At 74.4% G+C, this 23,750-nt stretch carries 24 protein-coding genes; 6 read left to right on the top strand and 18 right to left on the bottom strand.

Annotated elements, in window-relative coordinates; all coding sequences use genetic code 11:
• Window positions 1-100 precede the first annotated feature (100 nt).
• Genes ACFYML_RS09100 through ACFYML_RS09110 form a run of 3 tightly spaced genes read right to left on the bottom strand, consistent with a single transcriptional unit; the run spans window position 101 to window position 3,681 of the window.
• Window positions 101-1,084 carry an alpha/beta hydrolase gene (locus tag ACFYML_RS09100; RefSeq protein ID WP_387420070.1) on the bottom strand — a complete coding sequence of 328 codons (984 nt, stop codon included), beginning with the start codon at window positions 1,082-1,084 and terminating at the stop codon, window positions 101-103.
• A 9-nt stretch (window positions 1,085-1,093) separates the two neighbouring features.
• Window positions 1,094-2,311, bottom strand: coding sequence for a cytochrome P450 (locus ACFYML_RS09105; protein ID WP_387420071.1), 1,218 nt, complete (start codon window positions 2,309-2,311; stop codon window positions 1,094-1,096).
• Between the two features lie 59 nt (window positions 2,312-2,370).
• Entirely contained in the window at window positions 2,371-3,681 is a 1,311-nt protein-coding gene (locus tag ACFYML_RS09110; protein WP_387420072.1) for an SGNH/GDSL hydrolase family protein, read from the bottom strand.
• 234 nt (window positions 3,682-3,915) lie between these two features.
• On the opposite strand from ACFYML_RS09110, the gene ACFYML_RS09115 reads away from it, so the two are divergent.
• The 4 genes from ACFYML_RS09115 to ACFYML_RS09130 all read left to right on the top strand — a co-directional run bounded on the left by ACFYML_RS09115 (window position 3,916) and on the right by ACFYML_RS09130 (window position 7,852).
• Complete coding sequence (locus ACFYML_RS09115; protein WP_387420073.1) at window positions 3,916-5,484, top strand: class I adenylate-forming enzyme family protein; 1,569 nt, start codon at window positions 3,916-3,918, stop codon at window positions 5,482-5,484.
• Entirely contained in the window at window positions 5,481-6,704 is a 1,224-nt protein-coding gene (locus ACFYML_RS09120) for an MFS transporter (protein ID WP_387420074.1), read from the top strand. The genes ACFYML_RS09115 and ACFYML_RS09120 overlap by 4 nt, the downstream gene beginning before the upstream one ends.
• Window positions 6,705-6,788: 84 nt before the next feature.
• Window positions 6,789-7,181 (top strand): MmcQ/YjbR family DNA-binding protein, encoded by a 393-nt coding sequence (locus ACFYML_RS09125; RefSeq protein WP_387420075.1) that lies wholly within the window; start codon window positions 6,789-6,791, stop codon window positions 7,179-7,181.
• Window positions 7,178-7,852, top strand: a complete 675-nt coding sequence (locus tag ACFYML_RS09130; protein WP_387420077.1) for an HAD family hydrolase — start codon at window positions 7,178-7,180, stop codon at window positions 7,850-7,852. The genes ACFYML_RS09125 and ACFYML_RS09130 overlap by 4 nt, the downstream gene beginning before the upstream one ends.
• A gap of 6 nt (window positions 7,853-7,858) precedes the next feature.
• Here the strand turns inward: ACFYML_RS09130 and ACFYML_RS09135 are convergent, their stop codons facing one another.
• A complete protein-coding gene (locus tag ACFYML_RS09135) occupies window positions 7,859-8,332 on the bottom strand; it encodes a TIGR00725 family protein (protein WP_387420078.1) in 474 nt (157 codons plus the stop codon).
• 107 nt (window positions 8,333-8,439) lie between these two features.
• Here ACFYML_RS09135 and ACFYML_RS09140 point away from each other — a divergent pair, with 107 nt between their 5' ends.
• Complete coding sequence (locus ACFYML_RS09140) at window positions 8,440-9,120, top strand: SGNH/GDSL hydrolase family protein (RefSeq protein ID WP_387420079.1); 681 nt, start codon at window positions 8,440-8,442, stop codon at window positions 9,118-9,120.
• 79 nt (window positions 9,121-9,199) lie between these two features.
• On the opposite strand, the gene ACFYML_RS09145 is transcribed toward ACFYML_RS09140, so the two are convergent.
• The 12 genes from ACFYML_RS09145 to ACFYML_RS09200 all read right to left on the bottom strand — a co-directional run bounded on the left by ACFYML_RS09145 (window position 9,200) and on the right by ACFYML_RS09200 (window position 20,432).
• The gene (locus ACFYML_RS09145; protein ID WP_387420080.1) at window positions 9,200-10,555 is read right to left on the bottom strand and encodes a hypothetical protein; all 1,356 of its coding nucleotides are present in this window, start codon (window positions 10,553-10,555) and stop codon (window positions 9,200-9,202) included.
• A 3-nt stretch (window positions 10,556-10,558) separates the two neighbouring features.
• Window positions 10,559-11,524, bottom strand: coding sequence for an alpha-ketoacid dehydrogenase subunit beta (locus ACFYML_RS09150; protein ID WP_387420081.1), 966 nt, complete (start codon window positions 11,522-11,524; stop codon window positions 10,559-10,561).
• Window positions 11,524-12,492: a thiamine pyrophosphate-dependent dehydrogenase E1 component subunit alpha gene (locus ACFYML_RS09155; protein WP_387420082.1), complete on the bottom strand. Its 969-nt coding sequence runs from the start codon at window positions 12,490-12,492 to the stop codon at window positions 11,524-11,526. Before ACFYML_RS09155 ends, ACFYML_RS09150 begins: the two co-directional genes overlap by 1 nt.
• Complete coding sequence (locus ACFYML_RS09160; protein ID WP_387420083.1) at window positions 12,489-13,286, bottom strand: DUF3050 domain-containing protein; 798 nt, start codon at window positions 13,284-13,286, stop codon at window positions 12,489-12,491. Before ACFYML_RS09160 ends, ACFYML_RS09155 begins: the two co-directional genes overlap by 4 nt.
• A 2-nt stretch (window positions 13,287-13,288) precedes the next feature.
• Complete coding sequence (locus ACFYML_RS09165) at window positions 13,289-14,212, bottom strand: phytanoyl-CoA dioxygenase family protein (protein ID WP_387420084.1); 924 nt, start codon at window positions 14,210-14,212, stop codon at window positions 13,289-13,291.
• Window positions 14,209-15,315 (bottom strand): 4-hydroxyphenylpyruvate dioxygenase, encoded by a 1,107-nt coding sequence (gene hppD, locus ACFYML_RS09170; protein ID WP_387420085.1) that lies wholly within the window; start codon window positions 15,313-15,315, stop codon window positions 14,209-14,211. The genes ACFYML_RS09165 and hppD overlap by 4 nt, the downstream gene beginning before the upstream one ends.
• Window positions 15,316-15,386: 71 nt before the next feature.
• The gene (locus ACFYML_RS09175) at window positions 15,387-16,664 is read right to left on the bottom strand and encodes a beta-ketoacyl-[acyl-carrier-protein] synthase family protein (protein ID WP_387420086.1); all 1,278 of its coding nucleotides are present in this window, start codon (window positions 16,662-16,664) and stop codon (window positions 15,387-15,389) included.
• Window positions 16,661-18,328: a class I adenylate-forming enzyme family protein gene (locus ACFYML_RS09180; protein WP_387420087.1), complete on the bottom strand. Its 1,668-nt coding sequence runs from the start codon at window positions 18,326-18,328 to the stop codon at window positions 16,661-16,663. Before ACFYML_RS09180 ends, ACFYML_RS09175 begins: the two co-directional genes overlap by 4 nt.
• Window positions 18,325-18,837: a beta-ketoacyl synthase chain length factor gene (locus tag ACFYML_RS09185; protein WP_387420088.1), complete on the bottom strand. Its 513-nt coding sequence runs from the start codon at window positions 18,835-18,837 to the stop codon at window positions 18,325-18,327. The genes ACFYML_RS09180 and ACFYML_RS09185 overlap by 4 nt, the downstream gene beginning before the upstream one ends.
• A complete protein-coding gene (locus tag ACFYML_RS09190; RefSeq protein WP_387420089.1) occupies window positions 18,834-19,928 on the bottom strand; it encodes a beta-ketoacyl-[acyl-carrier-protein] synthase family protein in 1,095 nt (364 codons plus the stop codon). The genes ACFYML_RS09185 and ACFYML_RS09190 overlap by 4 nt, the downstream gene beginning before the upstream one ends.
• Window positions 19,921-20,166 carry an acyl carrier protein gene (locus tag ACFYML_RS09195; protein ID WP_387420090.1) on the bottom strand — a complete coding sequence of 82 codons (246 nt, stop codon included), beginning with the start codon at window positions 20,164-20,166 and terminating at the stop codon, window positions 19,921-19,923. The genes ACFYML_RS09190 and ACFYML_RS09195 overlap by 8 nt, the downstream gene beginning before the upstream one ends.
• The gene (locus tag ACFYML_RS09200; RefSeq protein ID WP_073836266.1) at window positions 20,166-20,432 is read right to left on the bottom strand and encodes a phosphopantetheine-binding protein; all 267 of its coding nucleotides are present in this window, start codon (window positions 20,430-20,432) and stop codon (window positions 20,166-20,168) included. The genes ACFYML_RS09195 and ACFYML_RS09200 overlap by 1 nt, the downstream gene beginning before the upstream one ends.
• A 17-nt stretch (window positions 20,433-20,449) precedes the next feature.
• Here ACFYML_RS09200 and ACFYML_RS09205 point away from each other — a divergent pair, with 17 nt between their 5' ends.
• A complete protein-coding gene (locus ACFYML_RS09205; protein WP_387420091.1) occupies window positions 20,450-21,058 on the top strand; it encodes a 4'-phosphopantetheinyl transferase family protein in 609 nt (202 codons plus the stop codon).
• Between the two features lie 8 nt (window positions 21,059-21,066).
• Here ACFYML_RS09205 and ACFYML_RS09210 read toward each other — a convergent pair whose 3' ends face one another.
• A complete protein-coding gene (locus tag ACFYML_RS09210; protein ID WP_387420092.1) occupies window positions 21,067-22,413 on the bottom strand; it encodes a class I adenylate-forming enzyme family protein in 1,347 nt (448 codons plus the stop codon).
• Window positions 22,414-22,777: 364 nt separating this feature from the next.
• Entirely contained in the window at window positions 22,778-23,746 is a 969-nt protein-coding gene (locus tag ACFYML_RS09215; protein ID WP_387420093.1) for a DUF5937 family protein, read from the bottom strand.
• Between the last annotated feature and the right edge of the window lie 4 nt (window positions 23,747-23,750).

A 23,750-nucleotide genomic window follows, 5' to 3' on the forward strand; every position in this document is an offset into this window, starting at 1 on the left:
GGCGGTCGCGTCCGGGGCGGCCGGCCCGGCCGGCCGGGTTGGCGTCACCGGGGGCGGAGCGGGCCGGGCGGCCGCCGCCGGCCCGTCGGTCACGGCAGGCTCAGTCACGGTCCGGCCCACCCGGGGCCGTGCCGGCGGTCGACCCGACCGGGTCGAGCCCGAAGCGGTCCCGCAGGAAGGCGGCCGCCTGCTCCTGCGCCCGGCGACCCGCGTCGAACACGCCGGGCATGGCGAAGAACCCGTGGATCATGCCGGCGTAGCGGGTCAGGTCGGTGGGCACACCGGCGTCCCGCAGCCGCCCGGCGTACCGCTCCCCCTCGTCGCACAGCGGGTCGTGTTCCGCGGTGATCACCAGCGCCGGGGGCAGGCCGGACAGGTCCTCGGCGAGCAGCGGCGAGGCGAGCGGGTGGGCCGCGTCGGCCGGGTCGGCCAGGTAGTGCCGCCGGTACCAGTCGACCGAGTGCCGGTTGAACAGCAGCGCGTCCTCGTCGCCGGCCGGCCCGGCACCGGGCCGCTGGTCGGTGTTCGGGTAGACCAGCAGCTGGGCGGCGAGCCGGGGGCCGCCGTCCGCGCGGGCCAGCAGGGTGACCGCGGCGGCGAGGTTGCCGCCGGCGCTGTCCCCGCCCACCGCGAGCCGGTCCGGGTCGACCCGGTACTCGTCGGCGTGCCCGGCCAGCCGGCGCAGCGCCGCATAGCAGTCCTCCACCGCGGCCGGGAACCGGTGCTCGGGGGCCAGCCGGTAGCCGACGGTCACCGTCTGGCAGGGCGTGGCGTTGGCCAGCCGGCGGCAGATCCCGTCGGCGGTGTCCACGCTGCCGAGCGTCCAGCCACCGCCGAAGAAGTAGACCAGCGTGGGCAGCGGGCCGTCACCGGCCGGCCGGTGGATGCGCACCGGGAGCGGCCCGTCCGGGCCGGGGAGGTGGGTGTCGCGTACCTCGTGGACCGGCTCGACCGCGCCGGCGCCGGCGCGGATCGCGGCGAGGTCGGCCGCGCGGGCCTCGGCCAGGCTCTGCGTGTAGAGCGGTGCGGTGCCGGCGGCCGCCCGTTCGGCCCGGTACGCGACCACCTGCGGATCGAGCGCCATCACGTCCTCCTAGTTGCCGGTGGTGACGAAGAGCTTGTCGATGCCGCGCAGGAACAGGCTGCCGCTGTACGTGAAGGGTTGGGTGATCGCCAGGCGGGGGAAGCGGGCGAAGAGCCGGGGCAGGGCGAGCCGCCCCTCCAGCCTGGACACCGCCGAGCCGAGGCAGAAGTGCAGTCCCACCCCGAAGGCGAGCGACGCCGGGCCGGCGCGGTGCGGGTCGAAGCGGTCCGGGTCGGGGAAACGGGACGGGTCGCGGTTGGCCGCGGCGATCAGCAGCAGCACGTTCTCGTCCCGCTCGACCGGTACGCCGCCCAGCTCGGTGTCGCGCGGCGCGGAGCGGGCCAGGAAGTGCACCGGGCTCTCCATCCGCAGGACCTCGTCCACGCAGCCCCGGGCCAGCGCGTCGTCGCCGGGCAGCGCGGCGACCACGTCGGGGTGGCCCAGCAGCAGCGGCAGGCCGTTGCTGAACATGTAGACGGTGGTGACGAAGCTGGCGTTGAACAGCACGATCAGGTTGCTGATCAGCTCATCCTCGGTCAGCTCGACCCCGCCCGCGTCCAGCACCTCGACCAGCCCGCTGATCAGGTCCTCGCCCGGCTGCCGGCGCCGGTGGGCGATCAGGTCCCGGTAGTATGCGCGCAGCTCGTCGGCGGCCTGGTTGGCCCGGGCCAGCCGTTCCGGGGTCTTGCCGGCGACGTCCATGTACTCGTCGATCCAGTCGACCCGCTGCCGGTACCAGGCCAGGTCGGCCTCGGGCAGGCCGATGAACTCGGCCATCACCAGCGCCGGGACCGGGTACGCGAAGTCGGCGACGAAGTCGACCTCGCCCCCGTCGGCGCCGGCCTCGGCCAGCCGGTCCAGCCGCTCCTCGACGACCCGGACGATCACCGGCTCCAGCGCGCCCAGCCGGCGCGGGGTGAACGTCTTCGCGAAGACGGCCCGCATGCGGGTGTGGTCCGGCGGGTTGATGAACATCATCGAGGTGAGGAAGGTGCGCAGGATCTCCTGCTCCTGCCAGCCCGGCGGGCTGCCCTTGTACCACTCGGGGTCGCGCAGCACCTGGTCGACCAGGTCGTACCCGCCGGCGACGGCGGTGACGGTGCTGTGCTCGACGCGGGTCGGGATGGCGCTGATCGGCCCGTGCTCGTGCAGGGCCGCGTACCACGGATAGGGGTCCTGCCGGCCCGGCTCGCTGTACAGGCCGGTCAGGATCTCGTCGACGTCCATCGTTCCTCCCCAGGATCGGCGGCGGGGGCGGCGTGCTGTCCACGCCGCCCCCGCCGGTGTCACAGCCCGAGCAGCCGCAGCGGTACGGCCTCCGCCATCGCCTGGGCGCCGGTGTCGTTCGGGTGGATGTGGTCCCCGGCGTCGTACGCCGGCAGCAGCCGGGCCGGGTGCTCCGGGTCGCGCAGCACCGCGTCGAAGTCGAGCACCCCGTCGAACTCGGCCGCGCCCGTGCCGCGCAGCCAGGTGTTCACCGCCTGCCGGGTGGCCTCCTTCTCCGGCGTCCACAACCCGGGGCCGCCGTTGCCCTCGTACGGGGTGATGGTGCCGACCAGGCTGGTCAGGCCGCGGGCCTGGGCCTGCCGGTTGATCTGCCGCAGCGAGGCGATGATGCGCTCCGCGCTGTCGCCGTTCATCCAGATGTCGTTGATGCCCAGGTGGGTGATCAAGGTCCGCACCCCGGTCTGCGGGAAGACGTCCTCGTTGAGCCGGGCCAGCGCGTTGGGGCCGAGCTCGTAGTAGCCGGGGAAGCCGCCCGCGCCGGGCTCGGTGCCCTCGTGGTTGAGCCGGTTGCCGGACAGGCTCAGGTTCAGCACGCCCGGGGTGCGTACCTCGGGGCGGGCGTCGATGAGCCGCTTGGCGAGCAGGTCCGGCCAGCGCCGGTCGGCGTTGACCGTGCTGCCGTTGCCGTCGCCGATGGAGTCGCCGAGCACGACCACCGCGCCGGGGCTGAGCCGGCGTTCCACGTCGATGCCGGACAGGAACATCCAGCAGCAGTTGGGCCGGATGGTGAAGCCGGTGCCGGCGGCCGCGGTGGTGAGGTCGCCGGCACCGATGAAGTTGGTGACCCGGGACTGCCCGTGGAAGGTGACCGGGCCGGTGAGCACCGGGAAGTAGAGGGTGACGACCAGGTCCTCCTGCTCCTTCACCGGGAAGGCCAGGGGGTCGCTGAGCAGCTCGGCACCCTTGTGGATGGTGGCCGACGCGGCGCCGTCGAAGGTCAGCGGGTGGACGCTGGCCGGGTCGATGTCGGACAGGTCGTCGGGGGTGGTGGCGTCGGGTCGGGCGACGGTGGCGTGCCCGACCTGCACGGCCTGCTCGCCGTAGAGGTTGGTCAGCCGGACCCGGAGCCGGTCACCGCCGACGGTGGTCTGCACGGTCATCCGGATGCTCTGGTTGTTCAGGCCGGTGTTGGTCAGGCCGACGGTGTTGCCGCGGGTCACCGCGGCGGCCCAGCTGCCCGCCCACTCGGTACGCCCCGGCAGGGCGCCGTCGGTGTCGGCGGGGCCGGCGCTCGCGGTGACGGCCGGAGTGCCGGCGATCAGCATCGTTGCGGCGAAAGCTATGACGTGCCATCTCTTCGGGGTCGGCATTGATCCTCCATCGTTGGCAGCCCCGGGCGTGGCACGAGTCGGCGACACGGCCCGGGCGATGGACCGGAAACTAGCCGTCGATGATGACGAGCGTCAATCAACCTGATCGACATGATCGAATGTCCGCCGGGTGCCGGCCGACGCCGTTCGGCTCTGTCCTGTCCCGACCCGGCGTGCCTAGGCTCGAACCCGGCGGCGGTGCGGTCGCCGACCCTGGCACCTGGGGGCGCTGCGATGACTGATCAGCCGAACTACGTGCACGAGGCACTGGAGCTGTTCGCCCGGTTCGGCGACCGGGAGGCTCTCGTCGGCGGAAATCGCCGGCTGACCTATCCCGAGGTCGCCGCCGAGGTGCGCGGCCTGGCCGGCGCGCTGCTGCGGCACGGCGTACGCCCCGGCGACGCGGTGCTGGTGATGCTCGGCAACCCGGTGGAGGGGCCGCTGCTGCAACTCGCGCTGCACCTGCTCGGCTGCCGGAGCATGTGGATCGCCCCGGTGACCTCGCGGCGGGAGGTCGACGAGTTCGTCGCGCTGGCCCGCCCCGACGCCTTCGTCCACGACCCCCGCGACCCGGTCGGCGCGGAGATCGCCGCCGGGCTGGCCGGCGTACCGGTGCTCTGCCTTGGGCCGGGCGGCGCCGGGCCGGACCTCACCGCCGCCGGCGAGCCGGTGGAACTGCCCGCCAAGGTGCCCGCGCCGGAGTCGTTCCTACAGACCAGCGGCACCACCGGCACGCCGAAGCTGGTGCACCACCGGGAGAACTTCTACCGGCAGGTCCTCGCCCTGGCCGCCGACTTCCGGGCGGCCGGCCTCCCGCTGCTGCGGCACCTGTCGCACTCGCCGATGTGGCTGGCCAGCGGCCAGATCACCACGCTGTTCAACCTGTTCACCGGCGGGGTGCTGTTCCTGCGCGAGCGGTGGGACCCGGAGGCGTTCATCCGGACCGTGGACGCCGAGCGGCTCACCTCCACCTTCGTCACCCCGCCGATGCTCTACGAGGTGCTCGACCATCCGGCGCTGGACGGCGCCGACTTCTCCGCCATGTTCATGTTCAACGTGGGCGCCGGGCCCGCCGCGCCGGCCCGGCTGCGCCAGGCGATCGCGCGCTTCGGCCCATGCCTGCGCATCGTGTACGGGCTGAGCGAGGCCGTGGTGATCTGCGCCCTGCCCGGGCTGACCGACGACCCGGAACACCCGGAGCGGCTGCGCTCCTGCGGCCGGCCGTACGGGGACGTGGCGGTGGAGATCCGGGACCCCGACGGCCGGGTGCTGACGCCCGGCGAGGACGGCGAGGTGTGGGTACGCACCAAGCTCAGTTTCGCCGGCTACCACGGCCAGCCCGAACTGACCGCCGAGACGCTCGTCGACGGCTGGGTACGGACCCGCGACATCGGCCACCTCGACACCGACGGCTACCTCTACCTGGTCGACCGGCTCCAGGACCGGATCCTCACCCGGCAGCGAAGCTGGCCGATCTACTCCCGCCCGATCGAGGACGTGCTCGCCGCCCACCCCGAGGTACGCGCCGCCGCCGTCATCGGCGTACCGGACCCGGTGGCCGGTGAGCTGCCGTACGCGTACGTGGTGCCCGCGCCGGGGGCGACGGTGACCGGGCACGACCTGATCGCGCTGGTCACCCGGGAGCTGAGCGAGACCTGGGCGCCCGGCGCGGTGGAGTTCGTCGGCGCGCTGCCGCTGAACCGCTCCGCCAAGGTGGACAAGCGGGCCCTGCGCGCCCGGTACGCCGTCGCCCATCCGACCGACACGGACGCGGTGGGCACGGTGATCGGCAGCCCGACGTGACCCCGCGCCGGGAGCTGTACACCCTGGTCGGCGCGGACCTGCTGTCCAACCTGGGCACCCGGATCTCGGTGGTGGCCATCCCCTGGCTGGTGCTGGAGACCACCGGCAGCCCGACCCGGATGGGCCTGGTCGCGGCGGCGGAGACCCTGCCGTACATGCTCTCCAGCGCCCTCGCCACCCCGTGGGCGGACCGGTTCGGGGTGCGGCGTACCGCGGTCACGGTCGACGCCGCCAGCGCGGCGGCGATGGCGGTGGTGGCGCTGGCTCCCTGGCTGGGGTTCGGGGCGCTGCTGGCGCTGGTCGCGGTGGCCGGTGGGCTGCGCGGCATCGGCGACCGGGTCAAGCATGTGCTGTTCAAGCCCGCCGCCGAGCGGGCCGGTGTGCCGCTGATCCGGCTCACCTCCGCCTACGACGGGCTGGCCCGGGGCATGACGCTGTTCGGGGCGGTGCTCGGCGGGCTGCTGATCGACTGGGTGGGAGTGACCCGGGCGATCTGGATCGACGCGGCCACCTTCGCGGTCTGCGCGCTGCTCATCGGGGTGCTGGTCCGGCCGCCCGCCTCGGCGGAGCCGGCGCCCCGGGAGAGCTACCTGCGGGCGCTGCGCGGCGGCTTCGGCTACCTGCGTACCGACCGGACGCTGCTGACCATGCTGGTGGTGGTCTCGGCGTCGAACATGTTCGCCAACGCCAGCGTCGCGGTGTGGATCCCGCTCTGGGTGGACCGGGTGCTCGGCGACCCGGCCGGCTTCGGCCTGGTGCTCGGCGTGTTCTCGGGCGGGGCGCTGCTGGGCAACCTGCTGTTCACGCTGGCCGGGACGCGGTTGCCCCGCCGGTCGACCTTCGCGCTGGGGCTGGCGCTCAGCGGCGCGCCCCGGCTGCTGGCGCTCGCCCTCAGCGACGAACTGGTGGTGGTGCTCACCGTGACGTTCCTGTCCGGGGTGGCGATCGCGGCGGTGAACCCGCTGCTCGGCGCGGCCCTGTACGAGCGGGTGCCGGCGCCGCTGCAGACCCGAGTGCTGGGCATCTCCGGGTCGGTGGCCTTCCTGGGCCTGCCGGTGGGGGCGCTGCTCGGCGGCTGGTCGGTGGCGGCCCTCGGGTTGGCCCCGGCGCTGCTGGTGATGGCGGTGGCCTGTCTGGTGCTGACCGTGGGGCCGCTGCTGCTGGCCCGGTCGCGCGCCGACCGCCCGGCGCCTGAACCGGCCGTGTCCACCCCGGCCTGAGCCGGCGTCGCCCGCCACGACATCGACCCCACCCGGCCCGGGCTGTGCCGCCGCCGGCCGCCGTGATGGGCGTATGGTCGCTGCATGGCGACCTGGGACGACGTACGCCGGATCGCGCTCGCCCTGCCGGAGACCACCGAGCGGGGCAGCCACGACGACCTGCCCGCCTGGCGGGTCCGGGACAAGTCGTTCGTCTGGGAGCGTCCGCTGCGCCGCGCCGACCTCGACGCCCTCGGCGACGCCGCTCCCGACGGCCCGATCCTCGGCGTCCGGGTGCCCGACCTCGGCGCCAAGGAGGCGCTGCTGGCCGACGACCCCACGATCTACTTCACCACCCCGCACTTCGACGGATACCCGGCCGTGCTGGTCCGGCTCGACCGGGTCGACGTCGCGGAGCTGGCCGAGCTGATCACCGAGGCGTGGTACGCCCGCGCCCCGAAGCGCCTCGCCGCCGCCTACCGGACGGAGACCCGGTGAGTGCCCTCCCGCGTCCCGGCTCGCCGTCAGCGCGCCGGGGGCACGCGCTGGTGGCCGGGATCGTCTTCGACATGGACGGCACGCTGATCGAGTCGCACGCGGTGGTGCCGGCGGCGTACCGGGCCGCCATCGTGGACGGCGGCGGGCCGGCGCTCTCCGACGCCGAGATCATCGCCGGGTACCCGCTCGGCCCACCGGCCGCGCTGCTGTCCCACCTGCTCGGGCGCCCGGCCACCGACGCGGACCTCGCCGCCTACCACGCTCACCTGGCCACGCTCGCCGGGCAGGTCACCGTCTATCCCGGCGTGGCGGACGTGCTCGCCGACGTCGCCGGCCGGGTGCCGGTCGGTCTCTTCACCGGGGCCAGTCACCGGGCCGCCGAGATCCTGCTCGACCGGGCCGGGCTGCGCGGACACTTCCGGGTGGTCCTCGGCGGGGACGAGGTCGCGCGGCCCAAGCCGCACCCGGACGGCGTCCGGCTGGCCTGCCGGCTGCTGGGGCTGGATCCCCGCCGCGCCGCGTACGTGGGTGACTCGCCGCTCGACCTGCGGGCCGCCCGGAGCAGCGGCGCCGTCGCGGTGGCCGCCGGCTGGGGCCACCAGTACGACGCCGCGGAGCCGGCGGACCTGGCCGCCGGCCGGCCCGAGGAGCTGCTGTCGCTGCTCGGCTGAGCGCGGTCAGCCCGGCCGGCGCAGCGCGATGTCGACCGCCTCGTCCGGCGTGTCGACGTGCTGCGGGCCGGGCAGCGGGTCGCCGGCCGGGTCGAGGACCCGCCAGCCACCGAGCACGGCCACCGGTACGCCGCGCCGCATCGCCAGGGCCACCTCGCTGAGCGTCCCCCACGACCCGCCGACGGCGACCACCGCGTCGGCGCTCCACACCAGGATCGCGTTGCGGGCCTGCCCCATGTTGGTCACCACCGCCGCCGACACGTCGGCCTCACCCGGGTCGGTGCCGTCGTCAGGACGTACCCCGATCACCAGGCCCCCGTTGGCCCGGGCGCCGGCGGCGACGGCGGCCATCACCCCGCCGCCCCCGCCGCAGAGCACGACGGCCCCGTGCTGCGCGAGCAGCTCCCCCACCCGCCGCGCCCACGCCTCCTCGCCCGGCGACGCCTTCGCCGGCCCACACACCGCCACCTGCACCCGCATCCCTCCATTGCGGCGGTTGGTCATGGGGTTGGCGGCGCGACACGCCGGGTGAAGGGCCGCCAACCTCATGATCGACGCATCGAGGGCGAGTGGGTTAGCGTGCGGTTGTGGGATCGACGTTGACCGAAGCGACGGATCCGTGGTGCCTCCGGCCGGGCGAGAGCGCGGCGCTGCTGCGGGGGCATCCGTGGCGGCGGTTCGTGGTGCTGGGCGACAGCGTGGCCGAGGGGCTGTGCGAGCCGGTCGACGGCTACTCCGACCTGCAGTGGGCCGACCGGATCGCCGCCGAACTGCGTGCGGTCCAGCCCGGCCTGGCCTACCGCAACCTGGGGCGGCGCGGGCTGCGCGCACACGAGGTGCGGGCGGCCCAGCTGGCGTCGGCGCTGGCGTTCGGCCCGGACCTGGCGCTGGTGGTGTGCGGCGGCAACGACGCCTTCCGGCCCGGGTACGACCCGGACGCGGTCGACGCCGAGCTGTCCGTGATGATCACCGCCCTCCAGGACGCCGGGGCGAGCGTGATCACGGTCGGCATGTTCGACGTCTCGCACAGCCCCGCCGTCCCCGAGGCGCTGCGAGCCGGCCTGCGGGAGCGGATGCGGCAACTGTCGACCCACACCGGTCGGCTGGCCGAGCGGCTCGGCACCCTGCACGTGCACCTCACCGACCATCCGGCCGTCGCCGACCCGTCGCTGTACAGCGGCGACGGCCGGCACGGCAGCGCCCGCAGCGACGCCATCGCCACCGCCGAGACCCTCCGCGTGCTGGCCGCCCACCTGACCCCGCGTTGATCAAGAAGTTCGCGTCGGGATCCGGACGGCCCCGGATGACGGAAACTCCTTGATCAACGCAAACTGCGGGCGGAGCGGGTCAGTCGGTGAGGAGGATGCCGGTCATGAGGACGCCGCGAGCCAGGTTGAGCACCGGCTCGCAGCCGGGGTAGCCGACCCGGGCCAGGGCACCGGAGCCGGTCCGGCCGAACAGGTACGGGGCAAGGCTGTAGGGCACCTCGGCGCTGACCGTCTCCCCGGTCTCGATCTGCACGAAGTCCATCGCCACCCGGTCGGCCTCGTGGTAGCGCTGCAGGATGTTGCCGCCCGCGTCGATCGCGGCGCGGACGCCGTCCTCCCAGGCCACCGCGCTCATCTCCCGGCCGATCAGCACCCCGTGCCCGGCCGAGCCGCCGGCCGGCTTCGCCACCAGGTCGGCCTGCTCGGCCAGGGCGCGGTCCAACTGCTCGGCGGTGAGCGCCACGGTGTGCGGGACGTACCGGCGGATCAGCGCCTGGTCGGCCGCCGACAGCAACGCCAGGTCGGCCCAGAGCCAGGCGTAGTTCAGCTTGTTGCTGAGCAGCCAGGCGGCGGTGCTGACGAACATCGGCAGGGTGCCGGCCGCGAGGGCCCCGGCGACCGCGTCCAGGCCGGCGCTGGGGGTGACCCGGTTCGGCACGAACAGCCGGAACAGCGCGTCCACCGGGCCGCCGCCGACCACCAGGCGCCGCTCCTCGTCCAGCGTGGCGGTGGAGACCGGGGCGATGACCAGGTCGATGCCGAACCGCTCGGCCTGGTCGGCGAGCGGGGAGAGGATCCGGATGAACGTCTCCGGGTCGTCCAGCCCCGGGTACTCGGCGTCGAAGTCCATCAGCAGCGCCACCCGGGCCCCCTCGGCCAATCCGAGGGTGTCCCGGATCGCCGCGAACCGCTGGTCCAGCAGGGACGGCGCCGGGCGGGCCGGCAGCCCGTCGAGCAGGCCGTGCTGGCGGTAGAGGTCGGCGTACCGGTAGATCACGGTGTCCGCGTCGAAGCCGCCGCCGAGGCTGCTGTCGATGTTGTACTCCACGATGCACGGCACCCCGCCGGAGAGCAGCACGTCCGGCCGGTACGCGGCGAGCAGCCCCTCGTGCAGCGGCTCGTCCTCGTCGAGCAGCTTGGTCTCCCCCGCCGGCACGTCGAGCAGCCGGCGCAGCTCGCCGGCGGTGCGGGCGCGCCGCTGGCACGCCTCCAGGATGAGCTGGGCGATCCGGTCGCAGACCTCGTTCAGCTCGCCGAAGGCGTCGGCGGTGAGCACCGGTGGCCGGGCCAACCGCCACTGCTTGTTGTACGTCGCCCGGCCGTGGTAGATCCGCTCCCATTCGGCGGCGCCGGCGGCCACCATCGCCCTGCGGGTCGACTCGGGAAGGTCGGTCCACGCCTGCTCGGCGGGCGGCCACGGGTAGTTCGGGTCCATCGGTCAACCGTCCTTCACGGTGAGTTGGATGGCGGCGGTGAGCTGGTCGCGGCCGGGCTGCACGGCCCGGTCCAGGGCGGGCGCGAAGGGCAGCACGGCGCCGTCCGGGCGGGTGACCCGGCGGGGCGGCGCGAGCAGCCGCACCCGTTCGACCACGGTGGCGATGATCTCGCCGGCGATGCCGCAGGACCGGTTGGAGTCGTCCACCACCACGAGGCGCCCGGTACGGGACACCGACTCGACCAGCCCGTCCCAGTCGAACGGGTACAGCGTCCGGGGGTCGAACACCTCCACCGACACCTGGCCGGCGAGGTCGCCGGCGACGGCCAGCGCCTCGTGCACCAGGTGCCCGACCGCGACCACGGTGACGTCGGCGCCGACCCGGCGGACCACGCCCCGGCCGAGCGGCACCGCGGCCGGGTCGCCCACGTCGGCCCGGAGGTCCATCGCCCCGGCGGGGGCGAACACCACCACCGGGTCGTCGCAGCGGATCGCCGACACCAGCAGCCCGTACGCGTCGGCCGGGGTGGCCGGCACCACGGTGGTCACCCCGACGTGGGCGAAGAGACTGTACGGGTGGTCGGAGTGCTGCCCGGCCCAGCCCGTCCGGGAGCCGGAACCGGGCACCAGGTAGGTGACCGGCACGGCGCACTGCCCGCCGGTCATCAGCGGGAACTTGTGGGCGTGGTTGACGATCTGCTCGAAGACCAGGAAGAGCAGCGACGGGATCTGGAACTCGATCACCGGCCGCAGCCCGGCCAGCGCGGCGCCGGTGGCGAAGCTGGTGAACGCCTGCTCGGACAGCGGGGTGTCAACGACCCGCTCCGGCCCGAACCGTTTGAGCAGCCCGGTGGTGACGTTGGCGGCGGCCACCCGGATGTCCTCGCCGAGCAGGAAGACCGACTCGTCGCGGGTCATCTCGTCGGCGAGCGCGCGGGTGAGCGCCCTGCGGTAGGACAGCCGGGGCATCAGCCACCTCCGGTCCGGGCGGTCAGCCCGCTGGCGTACAGGTGCTCCAACGCCCCGGCCGGGTCCGGGGCCGGGCTGGCCAGGGCGTACTCGACGGCCGCCGCCAGGGTCGCCTCGACCTCGGCGTCGACGGCGTCCCGAACCGACCGTGGCAGCCGCGCGCCCTGGATCGCGACCGGGTCGCGGGCACGGCCCCGGGCCACCTCGGCTGGCGGGCGGTAGTCGAGGCGTACCACGTGCTCGAAGGTGTGGTGGGCGTCGAACCGGTAGGTGTGCGCCTCGACCAGTTCCGGGCCACCGCCGACGCGCATCCGGGTGACGGCGGCGGCGGTGGCGTCGCGTACCTCCTCGGGGTCCTGCCCGTCCACGACGGTCGCCGGCATGCCGAACGCCGCCGCGCGGCCGCCGATGGTGCCGGCGACCGCGCCCGCGACGGGCATGGTGGTGGCGTATCCGTTGTTCTCGCAGACGAACAGCACCGGCACCCGCCAGAGCGCGGCCAGGTTGAACGCCTCCAGCAGCATCCCCTCGTTGACCGCGCCGTCGCCGAAGAAGGTCGCCCCCACGATGTCGTCGCCGCGCCGCCGGCGCGCCCACACCGCCCCGGTGAGGATCGCGCCGGCGGCCCCGACGATGGCGTTGGCGCCGAGCACCCCGACGCCGAAGTCGGCGGCGTGCATCGACCCGCCCCGGCCCCGGTTGAGACCGGTGACCCGGCCGCAGAGCTCGGCGAGCATCCGGGCCGGGTCGGCGCCCTTCGCGAGCACGTGCCCGTGCCCGCGATGGGTGCCGGTCACCAGGTCGTCGTCGCGCAGCGCGGCGCAGACCCCGGCGGCGATCCCCTCCTGCCCGAGGTACGGGTGGATGCCGCCGACGATCTCCCCGGCGCGGACCAGTTCGATGGCCCGCTCCTCGAAGCGGCGGATCAGCCGTACCGTCCGGTAGAGCCGGACCGGGTCGTGGGTCACGCCGGGCGCCCCTCCTTGATCGCGGCGAGGATGTCGTCCCAGAGCTTGGCCCGGGCGGCGAGCGCGGCGTTGACGGTGTCCGCGCACTGCTGCCACTTGGCGTCGTCGTCGCCGCACAGGTCGGCGAGCATCTGCATGGCCATCGGGGTGTGCTGCTCCCCGTCAACCTCGATGTGCCGCTCCAGGTAGTCGACGAACTTGTTGAGCCGCTGGCTGCGTTCGTTGACGGCGACGACCTGGGTGAACATCTCGGGGATGAGGTCCTCGCGGCCAAACGCGAAGGCCGCCGCCTGGCAGTACACCGGGGTGCTGTCGATGATCCGCCAGGTGGTGCCGGCGAACGCCGCGGACGGGGCCGGCACCCCGGCCTCGACCAGCGCTTCGGTCACCGGCCGGCCGGCGCGCAGCAGGTCGACCAGCTTTTCCACGGCGGTGGTGTCCGCGCCGGCCTCCGCCATGCCCTGCACGTAGAGCTCGAAGTGGCTGATGTAGCCGTCGCCCAGCTCGTCGCTCTCCTCCACCATGACGATGTCGTTGATCAGGCGGCGGCTGCCGGTCGGCCCGGTCGGGATCCACGGCACGGTGACGCAGGTGAGCTGGCGCTGCAGCGACTTGAGCAGCGACATGAAGTCCCAGACCGCGAAGACGTGGTGCTCCATGAAGGTGACCAGCGCGTCGTGGGTGTCCAGGTTGGCGTAGAGCGGGTGCTTGACCACCACGTCGCGGCGGTCGGTCACCGCCCGCTCCAGCCGCTCGATGCCCGGGTGCGTCCTACCCCAGTCGTACCGTGACATGTTCAGCCTCCCTGCTGGGCGCGGTCGCGCCAGATGACCGGGCAGAATTCGGGGTCTGTGTAGTCCGGCCGGCCGTCGGGGGTGCGGCGGACCAGCACGTCGTGGTTGTATCCGGCGAGCGTGCCGTCCGAGAGCGGATACTCGCGCCAGGCGTTGCCGCCGTCCTGCAGGTGCAGCGAGATGGCCCGGCGGGGCCGGCCGCTGACGTTCGGGCCGCTGCCGTGGTAGATCCGGCAGTGGTGGAAGCTCATGTGCCCCTTGGGGATGACCATGGGGATCTTGCGGATCTCCGCGTGGTTGTGCGCGGCGTTCTCGGCGAGCATCACCTCGAGCTGGTCGCGGTCCCGGTCGGCGAAGTGCCGGACCACGGTGTCGTCGGCGCCGACCTCCTGCCAGCGGTGCGACCCGTCGACCATGGTGATGGTGCCCATCTCCTCCCCGCAGTTGTGGAAGGGGATGAACGCGGTGAGCATCCGCTCCGACGACAGCGCCGCCCAGTAGTGCTTGTCGAAGTGCCAGGGCACGATGTTGGACGGCTCGCCGGAGATCGGCGGCTTGTAGATCAGCGTGGACTGGAAGACGCGGATCTCCTCGGCCCCGGCCAGCCGGGCGGCCACCGCCCCGATCAACGGCTTGCGCAGGATCCGGCCGATGACGTCGTGCTCGTAGTGCACGTAGTCGTTGTGCCGCTGCACGTTCCCCGACGCCGGCTCCCAGTACGCCAGCTTCGGCGGCCGCACGGGCAGCCGCCGGTCGCGTTCCCCGGCGTAGTAGCGGTCGGTCGCCGCGAGCAGTTCGTCCACCTCGTCGTCGGTGAACAGCTTCTTCGACAGGTACCAGCCGTGTTCGGCGTAGTGGCGCACGTCCTCGTCGGACGGCAGCAGCGCCGCCTCTTCGGCGGTCAGCGCCGGATGTGTGATGGTCATGCCCCAACCCCTCCTGCGGTGGCGGCCGCGACGGCGGAGGTGGCCCCCGCCGCGGCCAGTTCCCGTTCCTTGGCCTCGTAGAGCGCCTTGATGTTGCCGCTGCCGAAGGTGCGCGCCCCGCGCCGCTCGATGAGTTCGAGGAAGAGGGTGCGGCGCACGTGCATCGACTCGGTGAAGATCTGCAGGAGCTGGCCGCCGTGGTCGGAGTCGACCAGGATGCTCAGGTCGCGCAGCCGGTCCAGCGGCGCGTCGACCGGCCCGACGCGCCGCTCCAGGTCGTCGTAGTAGGCGGCGGGGGTGCCGGCGAAGCGCACCCCCCGCTCGGCGAGGGCGCCGACCGCGGTGACGATGTCGTCGGTGCGCAGCCCGAGATGCTGCACCCCCGCGCCGGCGTGCCAGCGCAGGAAGTCCTCGATCTGCCCGGGCCGGCGGCTGGTGTCCGGCTCCAGCAGCACGACCGTGACCCGCTCGGACGGGCTCTGCACCACCTTGGAGTTCATCGCCTGCCCGGCGACCTCGATGTGCTCCTCGAAGATCTGCGCGAAGCCGAACACCCGCTCGTAGTGCGCGACGGTCCCGTCGAGCTGGCCGGGCGGCACGCAGACCGCCAGGTGGTCGATCGCGGCGAGCAGTTTGTCGTCGTCGCCGGCCGGCAGCGACTCGACCGCCCCCGGCAGGAACTCCGTGCGGTCGCCGCGCCGCTCGACCAGGCGGTGCAGCACGTCGCCGAAGCCGCCCACCTCCGCGGTCACCACCTCGGCGTCCGCGCCGGTGAAGGTCCGCGGCGGGGTCACCCCGGCGGCCCCCCGGCCCACCAGCTCCGCGTACGCCCCGGCGGCGTCGTCGACCTCGAGGGCCACCACCGCGATGCCGTCGCCGTGCCGCTGCACGTACGCCGACGCCGGGTGCTCGGCGGTCAGCCCGGAGGTGAGCAGCATCCGGATGTCGGCCTGCGCCAGCAGCAGTGAGCGCTGGTCGGCCAGCCCGGTCTCCGGGCCGCCCTGGCCGCGCAGCCGGAACCCGACCGCGGTGCCGAAGTAGAAGGCGGCCTGCCGGGCGTCCCCCACGTACAGTTCGATGTGGTCTATTCCGTTGATGTCCATCTGTCAGCCTTTCCCGATGTCCCCCCGTGACTGCCGTCCCGGGCCTGCGCCGCCCGGGGTGGAACGTCGGATCACCTCCCCGCCCCGGCGGCCGGCGTCGCGGCGCCGGCGGCCCGCCGCGCCGGCACGGCGCGGCGGAGCAGCAGGCTGACGTTCTGGCCGCCGAACCCGAACGAGTTGGTCAGTGCGTACTCGGCCCGGGTGGCCCGGGGCGCCGTGCGGATGTGGTCCGCCGCGCAGTCCGGGTCCGGGTCGTCGAGGTGGTAGGTGGGCGGCAGCAGCCCGCGGCCGAGCGCCAGCGCGGTCGCCGCGGCCTCCAGCACCCCGGAGGCGCCCAGCAGGTGCCCGGTGAGCGCCTTGGTGGAGCTGACCGGCACCCCGCCGACGCCGAACACCTCGGCCAGCGCGGTGGTCTCGGCGATGTCGCCGAGCTTCGTGCCGGTGCCGTGCGCGTTGACGTAGCCGACCTGGCCCGGCTCGGCGCCCCCGCCGGCCAGGGCGCGGCGCATGCAGCCGGCCGCCCCGGCGCCGTCCGGCCGGGGCGCGGTCGGGTGGTACGCGTCGCTGTTCACCCCGTACCCGGCGACCTCGGCGTAGCCGGTGACGCCCCGGGCGGCGGCGTGCTCGGCGCGTTCCAGCACCAGCAGCGCCGCTCCCTCGGCGAGGACGAACCCGTTGCGCCGCTTGTCGAACGGGCGGCTGGCCTCGGTCGGCTCGTCCCAGCCGCGGGCCAGCGCGCGGGCGTTGCCGAAGGTGTCGGCGAAGGTCGGGAACAGTGGTGCCTCGCTCGCCCCGCAGAGCACCACGTCGGCCTCGCCGGCCCGGATGAGCCGGACCGCGTCGGCGACCGCCTGGGCGCCGGACGCGCAGGCCGTGCCCACCGCCGAGCTGTAGCCCCGGATGCCGTGCGCGATGGCGATCCGGGCCGACGGCATGTTCGGCAGGATCCCGGTCAGCAGGTACGGGCTGACCGCGGCCCGGCCCCGGGCGGCCCGGGCGAGCACCTGGCTCTCCAGCGTGGACATGCCGCCGACGCCGCCGACGATCACCCCGATCCGGTCCGGGTCGACGTCCCGCCCCACCTCGATGCCGGCGTCGGCGAGCGCCTCGGCGGCGGTGATCAGGGCGAGCAGCACGATCCGGTCGAGCACCTTCGTCTCCGGCCCGGAGGCGACACTGCGCGGGTCCACCTCCGGCAGCACCCCGGCCACCTCCAGGCAGTCCCGGGCCGGGTGCCCCTCGGGCGGGCGGCGCAGCCCGGACCGGCCGGTGGTGAGCGCGTCGAAGGTCTCCTCGACGCCCCGGCCGGCCGGGGTGAACAGCCCCATGCCGGTGATGACGGCGGTCATGACGCCGACTCGGTCAGGTAGCGCTCGCGCAGCGCCACCTTGCGGACCTTGCCGGTCACGGTGACCGGGATGTCGTCGGAGCGGACCGGCACCACCCGGCGCAGGGTGGCGGCCAGGTCCGGGCCGAGCGCGGCGCGGATCCGCTCGGTGCGGTCCTCCGCCGGGTCGGCCCCGGCGGCCAGTTCGAGGAGCACGTCGGTGACGACCGGGGGTCGCGGCGCGGCGTCGGGCGAGTCGAGCCGGAATGGTCGGCCGGCCCGGTCGCCCTCCTTGACGATCACCACCGTGCAGTCGGTGACGTCGGCGCAGGCGGCGAGGATCCGCTCCTCGGACAGCGCGGTGAAGAAGCGCTTCCCGTCGCCGGCGTCGACCGAGTCGACGGCCCGGTCCAGGTGGTAGTAGCGCCCCTCGTCGTCGGCGTAGACCAGGTCACCGGTGAGGTACCAGCCGCGCAGCCGGGACCGGTAGGTGGTGACCGAGTCGTTCCAGTAGCCGCGGAACAGCGACGGCGAGTCGATGCCGAGCCAGCCGACCTGCCCCGGGGGCAGTTCGTCGCCGTCGTCGTCGAGGACGGCGACCTTGGTGAACCGGTACGGGCGGCCGACGCAGCGGCCGTACCGGTCGGTGTCGACGGTGTGGGTGATGTGGAACATCGAGTGCCCCATCTCGCTGGAGCCCAGCCCGTCGATGAAGACCGACCCTGGTGCCCGGGTCACGCCCTCCCGGGTCATCACGTCCCGCGAGCCGACCCCGACCAGCCGCCGCACGTGCGGCTCGTGGGAGCAGTCGCCGGTGTTGAACCACAGCCGCACCGAGTCGAGGTCGTAGCCGGACAGGTCGAAGCGGGCCAGTTCCGCCCAGGTGACGGAGAACCCGAAGACCCCGTCCGGCCGCCACCGCTGGATCGCGTCGAGCACCCGCTCGCCGCCCTGCTCGGACAGCAGGTACATCTCCGCCCGGTTGCCGAGCGCCTGGTTGACCATCAGCACCGTCGCGGTGTGCGGGGCGGGCAGCGCGTTGAGGATCCGGCCGGTGCCCTGCGCCTGCGGCATGGACAGCAGGTGCCGGGTGGCGGCGAACAGGCTGGCGTGCGAGTGCAGCACGGCCTTCGGCACGCCGGTGGTGCCGGAGGTGTGGGTGATGACGACCGGGTCGTCCGGGTGATGCCGGTGGTGGGCCGGAGCGGCGGCCGGGTCGCCGGCGCCCGCCTCGGCGGGCTCGCCGAGCAGCGGGGCACCGAGGTCGTGCCCGTGCAGGGCCGCGGCGTGGGCGGCGTCGGCGAGCACCCCGGCGGCCCGCAGCCGGCGGATGTACTCGGCGGCGATCTCCGGCCGCAGCTTGCCGTTCATCAGCGCGGGGATCGCGCCGAGCCGGGTCAACGCCAGGAACGACAGCACCATGTCGGCGGCGGTGCCGGCCCACACGGCGACCGGGTCCCGCCGCCGCACTCCGCGTTGGTGCAGCCAGGCGGCCCGGGCGGCGACCCGCTCGGCGAGCTGGCCGAGGGTCAGCGGGTGCTCGGCCGGGTGACCGTCGACGGGGGTGTCGAAGGTGAGCCCCGGGCCGTCCGGGTCGGCGCCGTGGGCCAGCACCCGGGCGAGCACGTTGCCCGCGCCGAGCGCTGTGTCGGCGGCCAGCGCGCCGCGTAGTCCCTTGCTCCTCATGGCGTTCCTTCCCCCAGCAGCACCGCGGTCGCCTCGCCCGGCGTCCCGTCCGGCGCCTGTTCGATCAGGACCAGCAACGCCTCGTCGGCGTCGCCGTCGTACAGCAGCAGTTCCGCCTCGGCCGTGCCGTCGGCCCGCGGCTGCCCGGTCGGGCTCAGGCAGACCACCGGGCCGTCCAGTCCCCAGCGCGCCGCGACGTGCCCGGCCACGCTGTTCGGCACCGACTGGAAGAAGAACAGCGGCCCGATCCGGCCGCCGGCGGCGACCGTGGCCCGGACGTGCTCCGCGCTGGCCCGGTCGCCGCTGGCGCTGACCAGCACGACCGCCGTGCGGGTGCCGGCCGGTACGGGACGCGCGCCGTGCCGGCGGGTCAGGCAGCGGTCGGCGACCGCGGCCACCAGCGGCGGGAACGCCGAGTGCACGAACCCGGGCACCGGGGGCGGCGACCCGTCGCCGGGTTCCGGCCAGCGCGCCTCGGCGAGGACCCGCAGCCCGCTCGTGGCGGTCACGGCGCACCGACCAGCAGGGCCGTGTTGGCGCCGCCGAAGGCCGCGTTGAGGGTCAGCGCGTAGTCGGTGACCGCCGGGCGGGGCGCGTCGGTGATCACGTCCAGCGGGCAGGTGTCGTCCGGGCCGAGGAACCCGGCGTTGACCGGCAGCTTGCCGTGCCGCAGCGCCAGCACGGTGACCACCAGTTCGAGCAGCCCGGACGCTTCGAGGGCGTGCCCGTGCACCGACTTGGTGGAGCTGACCGGGATTCGGCCGGCCCGGTCGCCGAACACCCGGCGCAGCGCCGCCGCCTCGGCGACGTCGCTGTACGGGGTGCCGGTGGCGTTGGCGTTGACGTAGCCGAGCGTCTCGGCCGGCAGCCCGGCCCGGCGCACCGCCGCGGCGACCGCCCGGGCCAGCCCGCTCCCCTGCGGGTCGGGCTGGCAGGGGTGGTACGCGTCCCCGGCCCGGCCCCAGCCGGGCACGGTGGCGAGGGTGGGGGCGCCCCGGCGGGCGGCGGCGGTGGGTGACTCCAGCACCACGGCGGCCACCCCGTCGCCGAGCAGCAACCCCTGCCGGCCGGCGCTGAACGGTCGGACCGCCCCGTCGGCGGCGAACGCCCGGCCGGCGTCGAAGAGCGCGTACTGGTCCGGCTCGACCAGGTAGCCGGCCGCGACGACGACCCGGTCCAGGTCGCCCCGGCCGATCAGGGTCGCCGCGTCGGCCACCGCGGTGCTCGCCGACACGCAGGCGGTGGTGTAGACGCGGGTCCGCTCCGCCAGCCCGCAGCGCCGGGCCAGGTCGGCGGCGAGCGCGGGCACCTCGGGTCCACCGTGGACGGCCAGGAACAGCGCCGCCCCGGACCGCTGCGTCCGGTCCAGCCCGGCCGCCCGGCAGGCGGCGTCGATCGCGTCGGTCAGCTCGTCGGCCAGCGGGCCGACGTCGGGCAGGGTGGCCGCCACGGTGACCCGGCGGCCGGTGGTGTCGAACCTGCGGACCGGCGCGAACGCCGGGGTGCCGGTGAGCACCCCGGCGAGCAGCGCGTCGGCGCCCCTGCCGAGGGCGCTGAGCGCGTGGACGCCGGTGATCCTCAGGTGCTGCCGCTCAGCCATCTGCGGGCGCGGTCAGCGAGGTGTGGAACACCGCCAGCGCGTCGTCGACGGTGCGGATGCCGGCGAGCTGGTCGTCGCTGAGCTCCATCCGGCGGTCGTAGCGTTGCTCGACGAGGTGCACCAGCCAGGCCAGCTCCATCGAGCCGATCCGCTCCGGCACCTGGTCGACGGGTTTCGCGGTCAGTTCGGCGAGCATGCTCACCAGGTCAGCTCGCCCCAGGTCGGGCTGACCGGCCATCAGGAGCGGTCGCTCGTCGCGCCGGCCACCCGGTCGGCGACCATCGTGGTGAACTCGCCGACCGTCATCAGGGCCAGCTGCTCCGACTCGTCGTCGGCGAACTTCAGGCCGTACCGGTCCTCGACCCGCACGGCCAGGTCGGCCAGGGCCAGCGATTCGAGGTCGACCCCGGAGGGGCCCAGGGTGGTGTCGTCGTCGACGTCCTCGACGTCGTAGTTCATGTCGGCGAGCTGCTCGATGACGAAGGTGCGGACCTCGTCGCGCATGGCGTTAACCTCTTTCCGTGAGGCAGCTACCGGTGCCCGGTCGGGACACCGTGTACGTGTGGCTCGGCCGCACCGCCGGCGACCAGCGGGAGCTGACGCGGCGGCTGCTGCGGTGCGCGGGTGGCGCGCTGCTCGGCCGGTCCGGGACGGAGATCGGGGTACGGCGGGTGCCCGGCGGGCGGCCCGAGGTGTCCGCCGGCGACGGGCGGACGCTGCCGGTGAGCGTGAGCCACGTCGACGGGCTGGTCGTGGTGGCCGCCCGGGCGGGCGGGCCGGTCGGGGTGGACGTCGAGCGGCGCCGGCCGCTGCCCGCCGCCCCCCTCGCGGGCCGCTGGTATGACCCGGGGGAGGCGGCCTGGCTGCGGGCCCGGGACGAGGCCGGCCGGGACCTGGACTTCCTGCGCCTGTGGACGGCGAAGGAGGCGGTCGGCAAGGCGCTCGGCACCGGGCTGCGCGACGGCGGGCTGCGCCGGCGGATGCCGGTGCCAGGCGGTCCGGGCGACCTGCTGCGCCCGGTGCCCGCCTGTCCCGACGTACGGGTGGGCCACCCGGCGGCCGGGGACGGCCTGGTGCTCGCGGTGGCGGTCGCCGGGGCGGCCGGGGAGGTCGACGTCGTGCTCGCGTAGCGGGCCGGTCATGACGCCGCGTCCCGCAGCGCCGCCGTCGACCGGACCAGCTTGCCGGTGGTGGTGCGCGGCAACTGGTCGAGCAGGTGCAGGGCCCGCGGCCGCTTGTAGCCGGCGAGGCGTTCGGCGAGCAGCTTGTCCAGCGTCTCCGCGGACAGCGGCCCGTCCGGCTGGACGTACGCGGTGATGCCGTCGTCCCAGACCACCACCGCGGCGCCCACCCCGGGCAGCTCGGCGACGGTGGCCTCCACCTCGGTCAGGTCGACCTTCATGCCGCCCACCGACACCTGCGAGTCGAGCCGGCCCCGCACCGTGACCAGCCCGGTCTCCGGGTCGACGGTGCCGGCGTCACGGGTGTGCAGCCAGCCGTCGGCCCACCGGGTCGGGTCGGCGAGCCCGACGTACGGGGACGCCGGGCAGCTCACCCACAGCTCGCCGCCGGACTCCCGCACGCGCATGCCGGGAGCGGGGGCGATGGCGGGGCGGTTCGCCCCGTACAGGTCGGTGCCGATGACGCCGACCTCGGTCATCCCGTACATGTTGCCCAGCGGGACGCCGTAGCGGTCGGTGAAGGCGCGGGCGACGGCGGCCGGGACCAGTTCGCCGCCGGTGGTCATCCGCTTGAGTTGGGGCAGCGGCCCCGCCGGGGTGGTGGAGGCGAGCAGTCCGATGTGGAACGGCACGCCGAGCACGGTGGCCGGGGTGTGCTGGGCGGCGACGGCGGCGAGGATCGCGTCGCCGGTGAGCCGTTCCGGCGGCACCAGTTCGACGCCGGCGTGCAGCCCGTAGAGCAGCCCGCCGACCAGGCCGAGCACGTGCACCATGGACGGCAGCAGGATGATCCGCTCGCCGGGCAGCGCCACCCCGTCGATGCGCGTGTAGCGGTGCACCTCGCCGACCAGGTCCTCGGCGGTGCGGCCGATCACCTTCGACGGTCCGGTGGATCCGGAGCTGAGCTGGATCACCGCGTGCGGGCTGCCGGCGGGGCGGTCGGAGTAGGCCGTGATCCCCTCGGTGACGTCGACGAAGATCCGCAGCGCTCCCCCGCCGGTCCGCACCGGCGCCACCACCACCTGCGGGGTGAGCCGGCGCAGCGCCCGGTCGACCTCGTGGTCGGTGAGCCGGTGGTCCAGCAGCACGGCCTGGGCGCCGCTGCGCCAGGTGGCGAGCAGGTTCACCACGTACGCCAGGGACGGCGGCAGCCGCAGCGCGGCGGCCCCGCCGGGACGCAGCCCGGCCTCGGCCAGCCGGGCCTGCGCCTCGCCCACCAGGCGGCGCAGGGTGCCCTTGTCAACCGGTTCGGGCAGGCGTAGGCAGACGTCGGTGGGACGTCCGGTGAACAGGATGTCGTCCACCCAGCTTGCCTCTGCCGCCACAGGATCTTCCGCTACAGGATGCACAGTCACGACCGTCCACCACCCAGCCTCAAAGTGGCCGAAATCCGCCCAACAGGTGCGTTACCCGGGGTGCTGACGAGACCCTACGGCAGCCCTTCGAGGCATAGCTAGATGCAAATGGCTAGATCAGGAAAAGCGGCTGGGTGGATTGCCGAGGCTCGATCGGACAGGGCAGGATCGCGATTACGCCGGCTCCAGTACACCGCCGGCCGCCGCCCCTTGCCCGGCAACCGCCGGCACCGTGACGGGGACGTCGCTCGCCCGCCCGGGGCGAGGATCCACAACACCCACCGGCACACCCGCTGAACGTGGGGACATCGCACTAACGGAGCACGGCTTCGCCGAGGGGCGTGCGCCGATAGCGGATCTCGTGCCGGTGTCGTTCCCCGGCGACGAACCCGGCGTCGCGCAGCACCGACAAATGCTCGGAGACCGTCCCGGCTGCCAGCGCGTGGCGGTGGGCCAACGTGGTCGTGCTGGTCGGCTCGTCGAGGCCGAGCAGCAGCACCGCCCGGGTTCTGCCGATCAACCGACCGAGAGCCGCATGCCGGTCGGTGGACAGGGGCTGCCAGAGCGTGCCGAGCCCGCGCGCCGGATAGATCACCGTGGGCTGCCACGGCGGGTCCACGATGACGACGACCTGATCCCACTTGAAGGCGCTGGGCACCAGGACAAGCCCCTCGCCGCGCAGATCGCGATGCTCGTCGTCGCCGTACTCGCGGGTCAGCACGCCGTTGTTCCAGCGCAGTCGTGGATGCAACTCGGCGAACAGCCGGTCCAGGCCGCCTTCGGCGAGACGCCGGGTCTGAAAGCCCACATCGGCGTCAAGCAGCCCGCGCACTTGCGGCCAGACCGGTTCGACCAGGACCTCCCACGCCTGCCTCACGAGTGAGACCAGCGTCTGAAGAACGAGGGCCGGGTCGCCCAGCAGGAGCCGTCCGGTCGCCGATTCGGCCGCCCCCGGGGTGTCCGCCAGTGACCGGCGCAGCTCTGCGCGTACCCGATGATGGTCGGTGGCCGCCACCGCCTCGATCTCGTCCTCGAACCGGGCGTGCGGGCTGACCGGAGGCGGCGAGAGGAAATCGGGGGTGTAGCCGCGACGCGGCTGGAGCAGGGCGATCGGCCGCAGGTCGAGTCCCCGCGTGTCGAGGGTGTCGAGCCAGCGGCGGTGGGGGCCGACGCCTTCGCGCGGGGACAGCAGGCGCACCGCGGACAGCGTCTCCAGCATCGGTGAGATGGCGAAGCGGCAGCGCAGCAGGTCGGTGGGGCTGAACCGCAGCGTGACCGCCATCCGC

It is taken from the genome of Micromonospora sp. NPDC007230 (assembly GCF_042869115.1).
In the GTDB taxonomy this organism is placed as follows: Bacteria; Actinomycetota; Actinomycetes; order Mycobacteriales; family Micromonosporaceae; genus Micromonospora.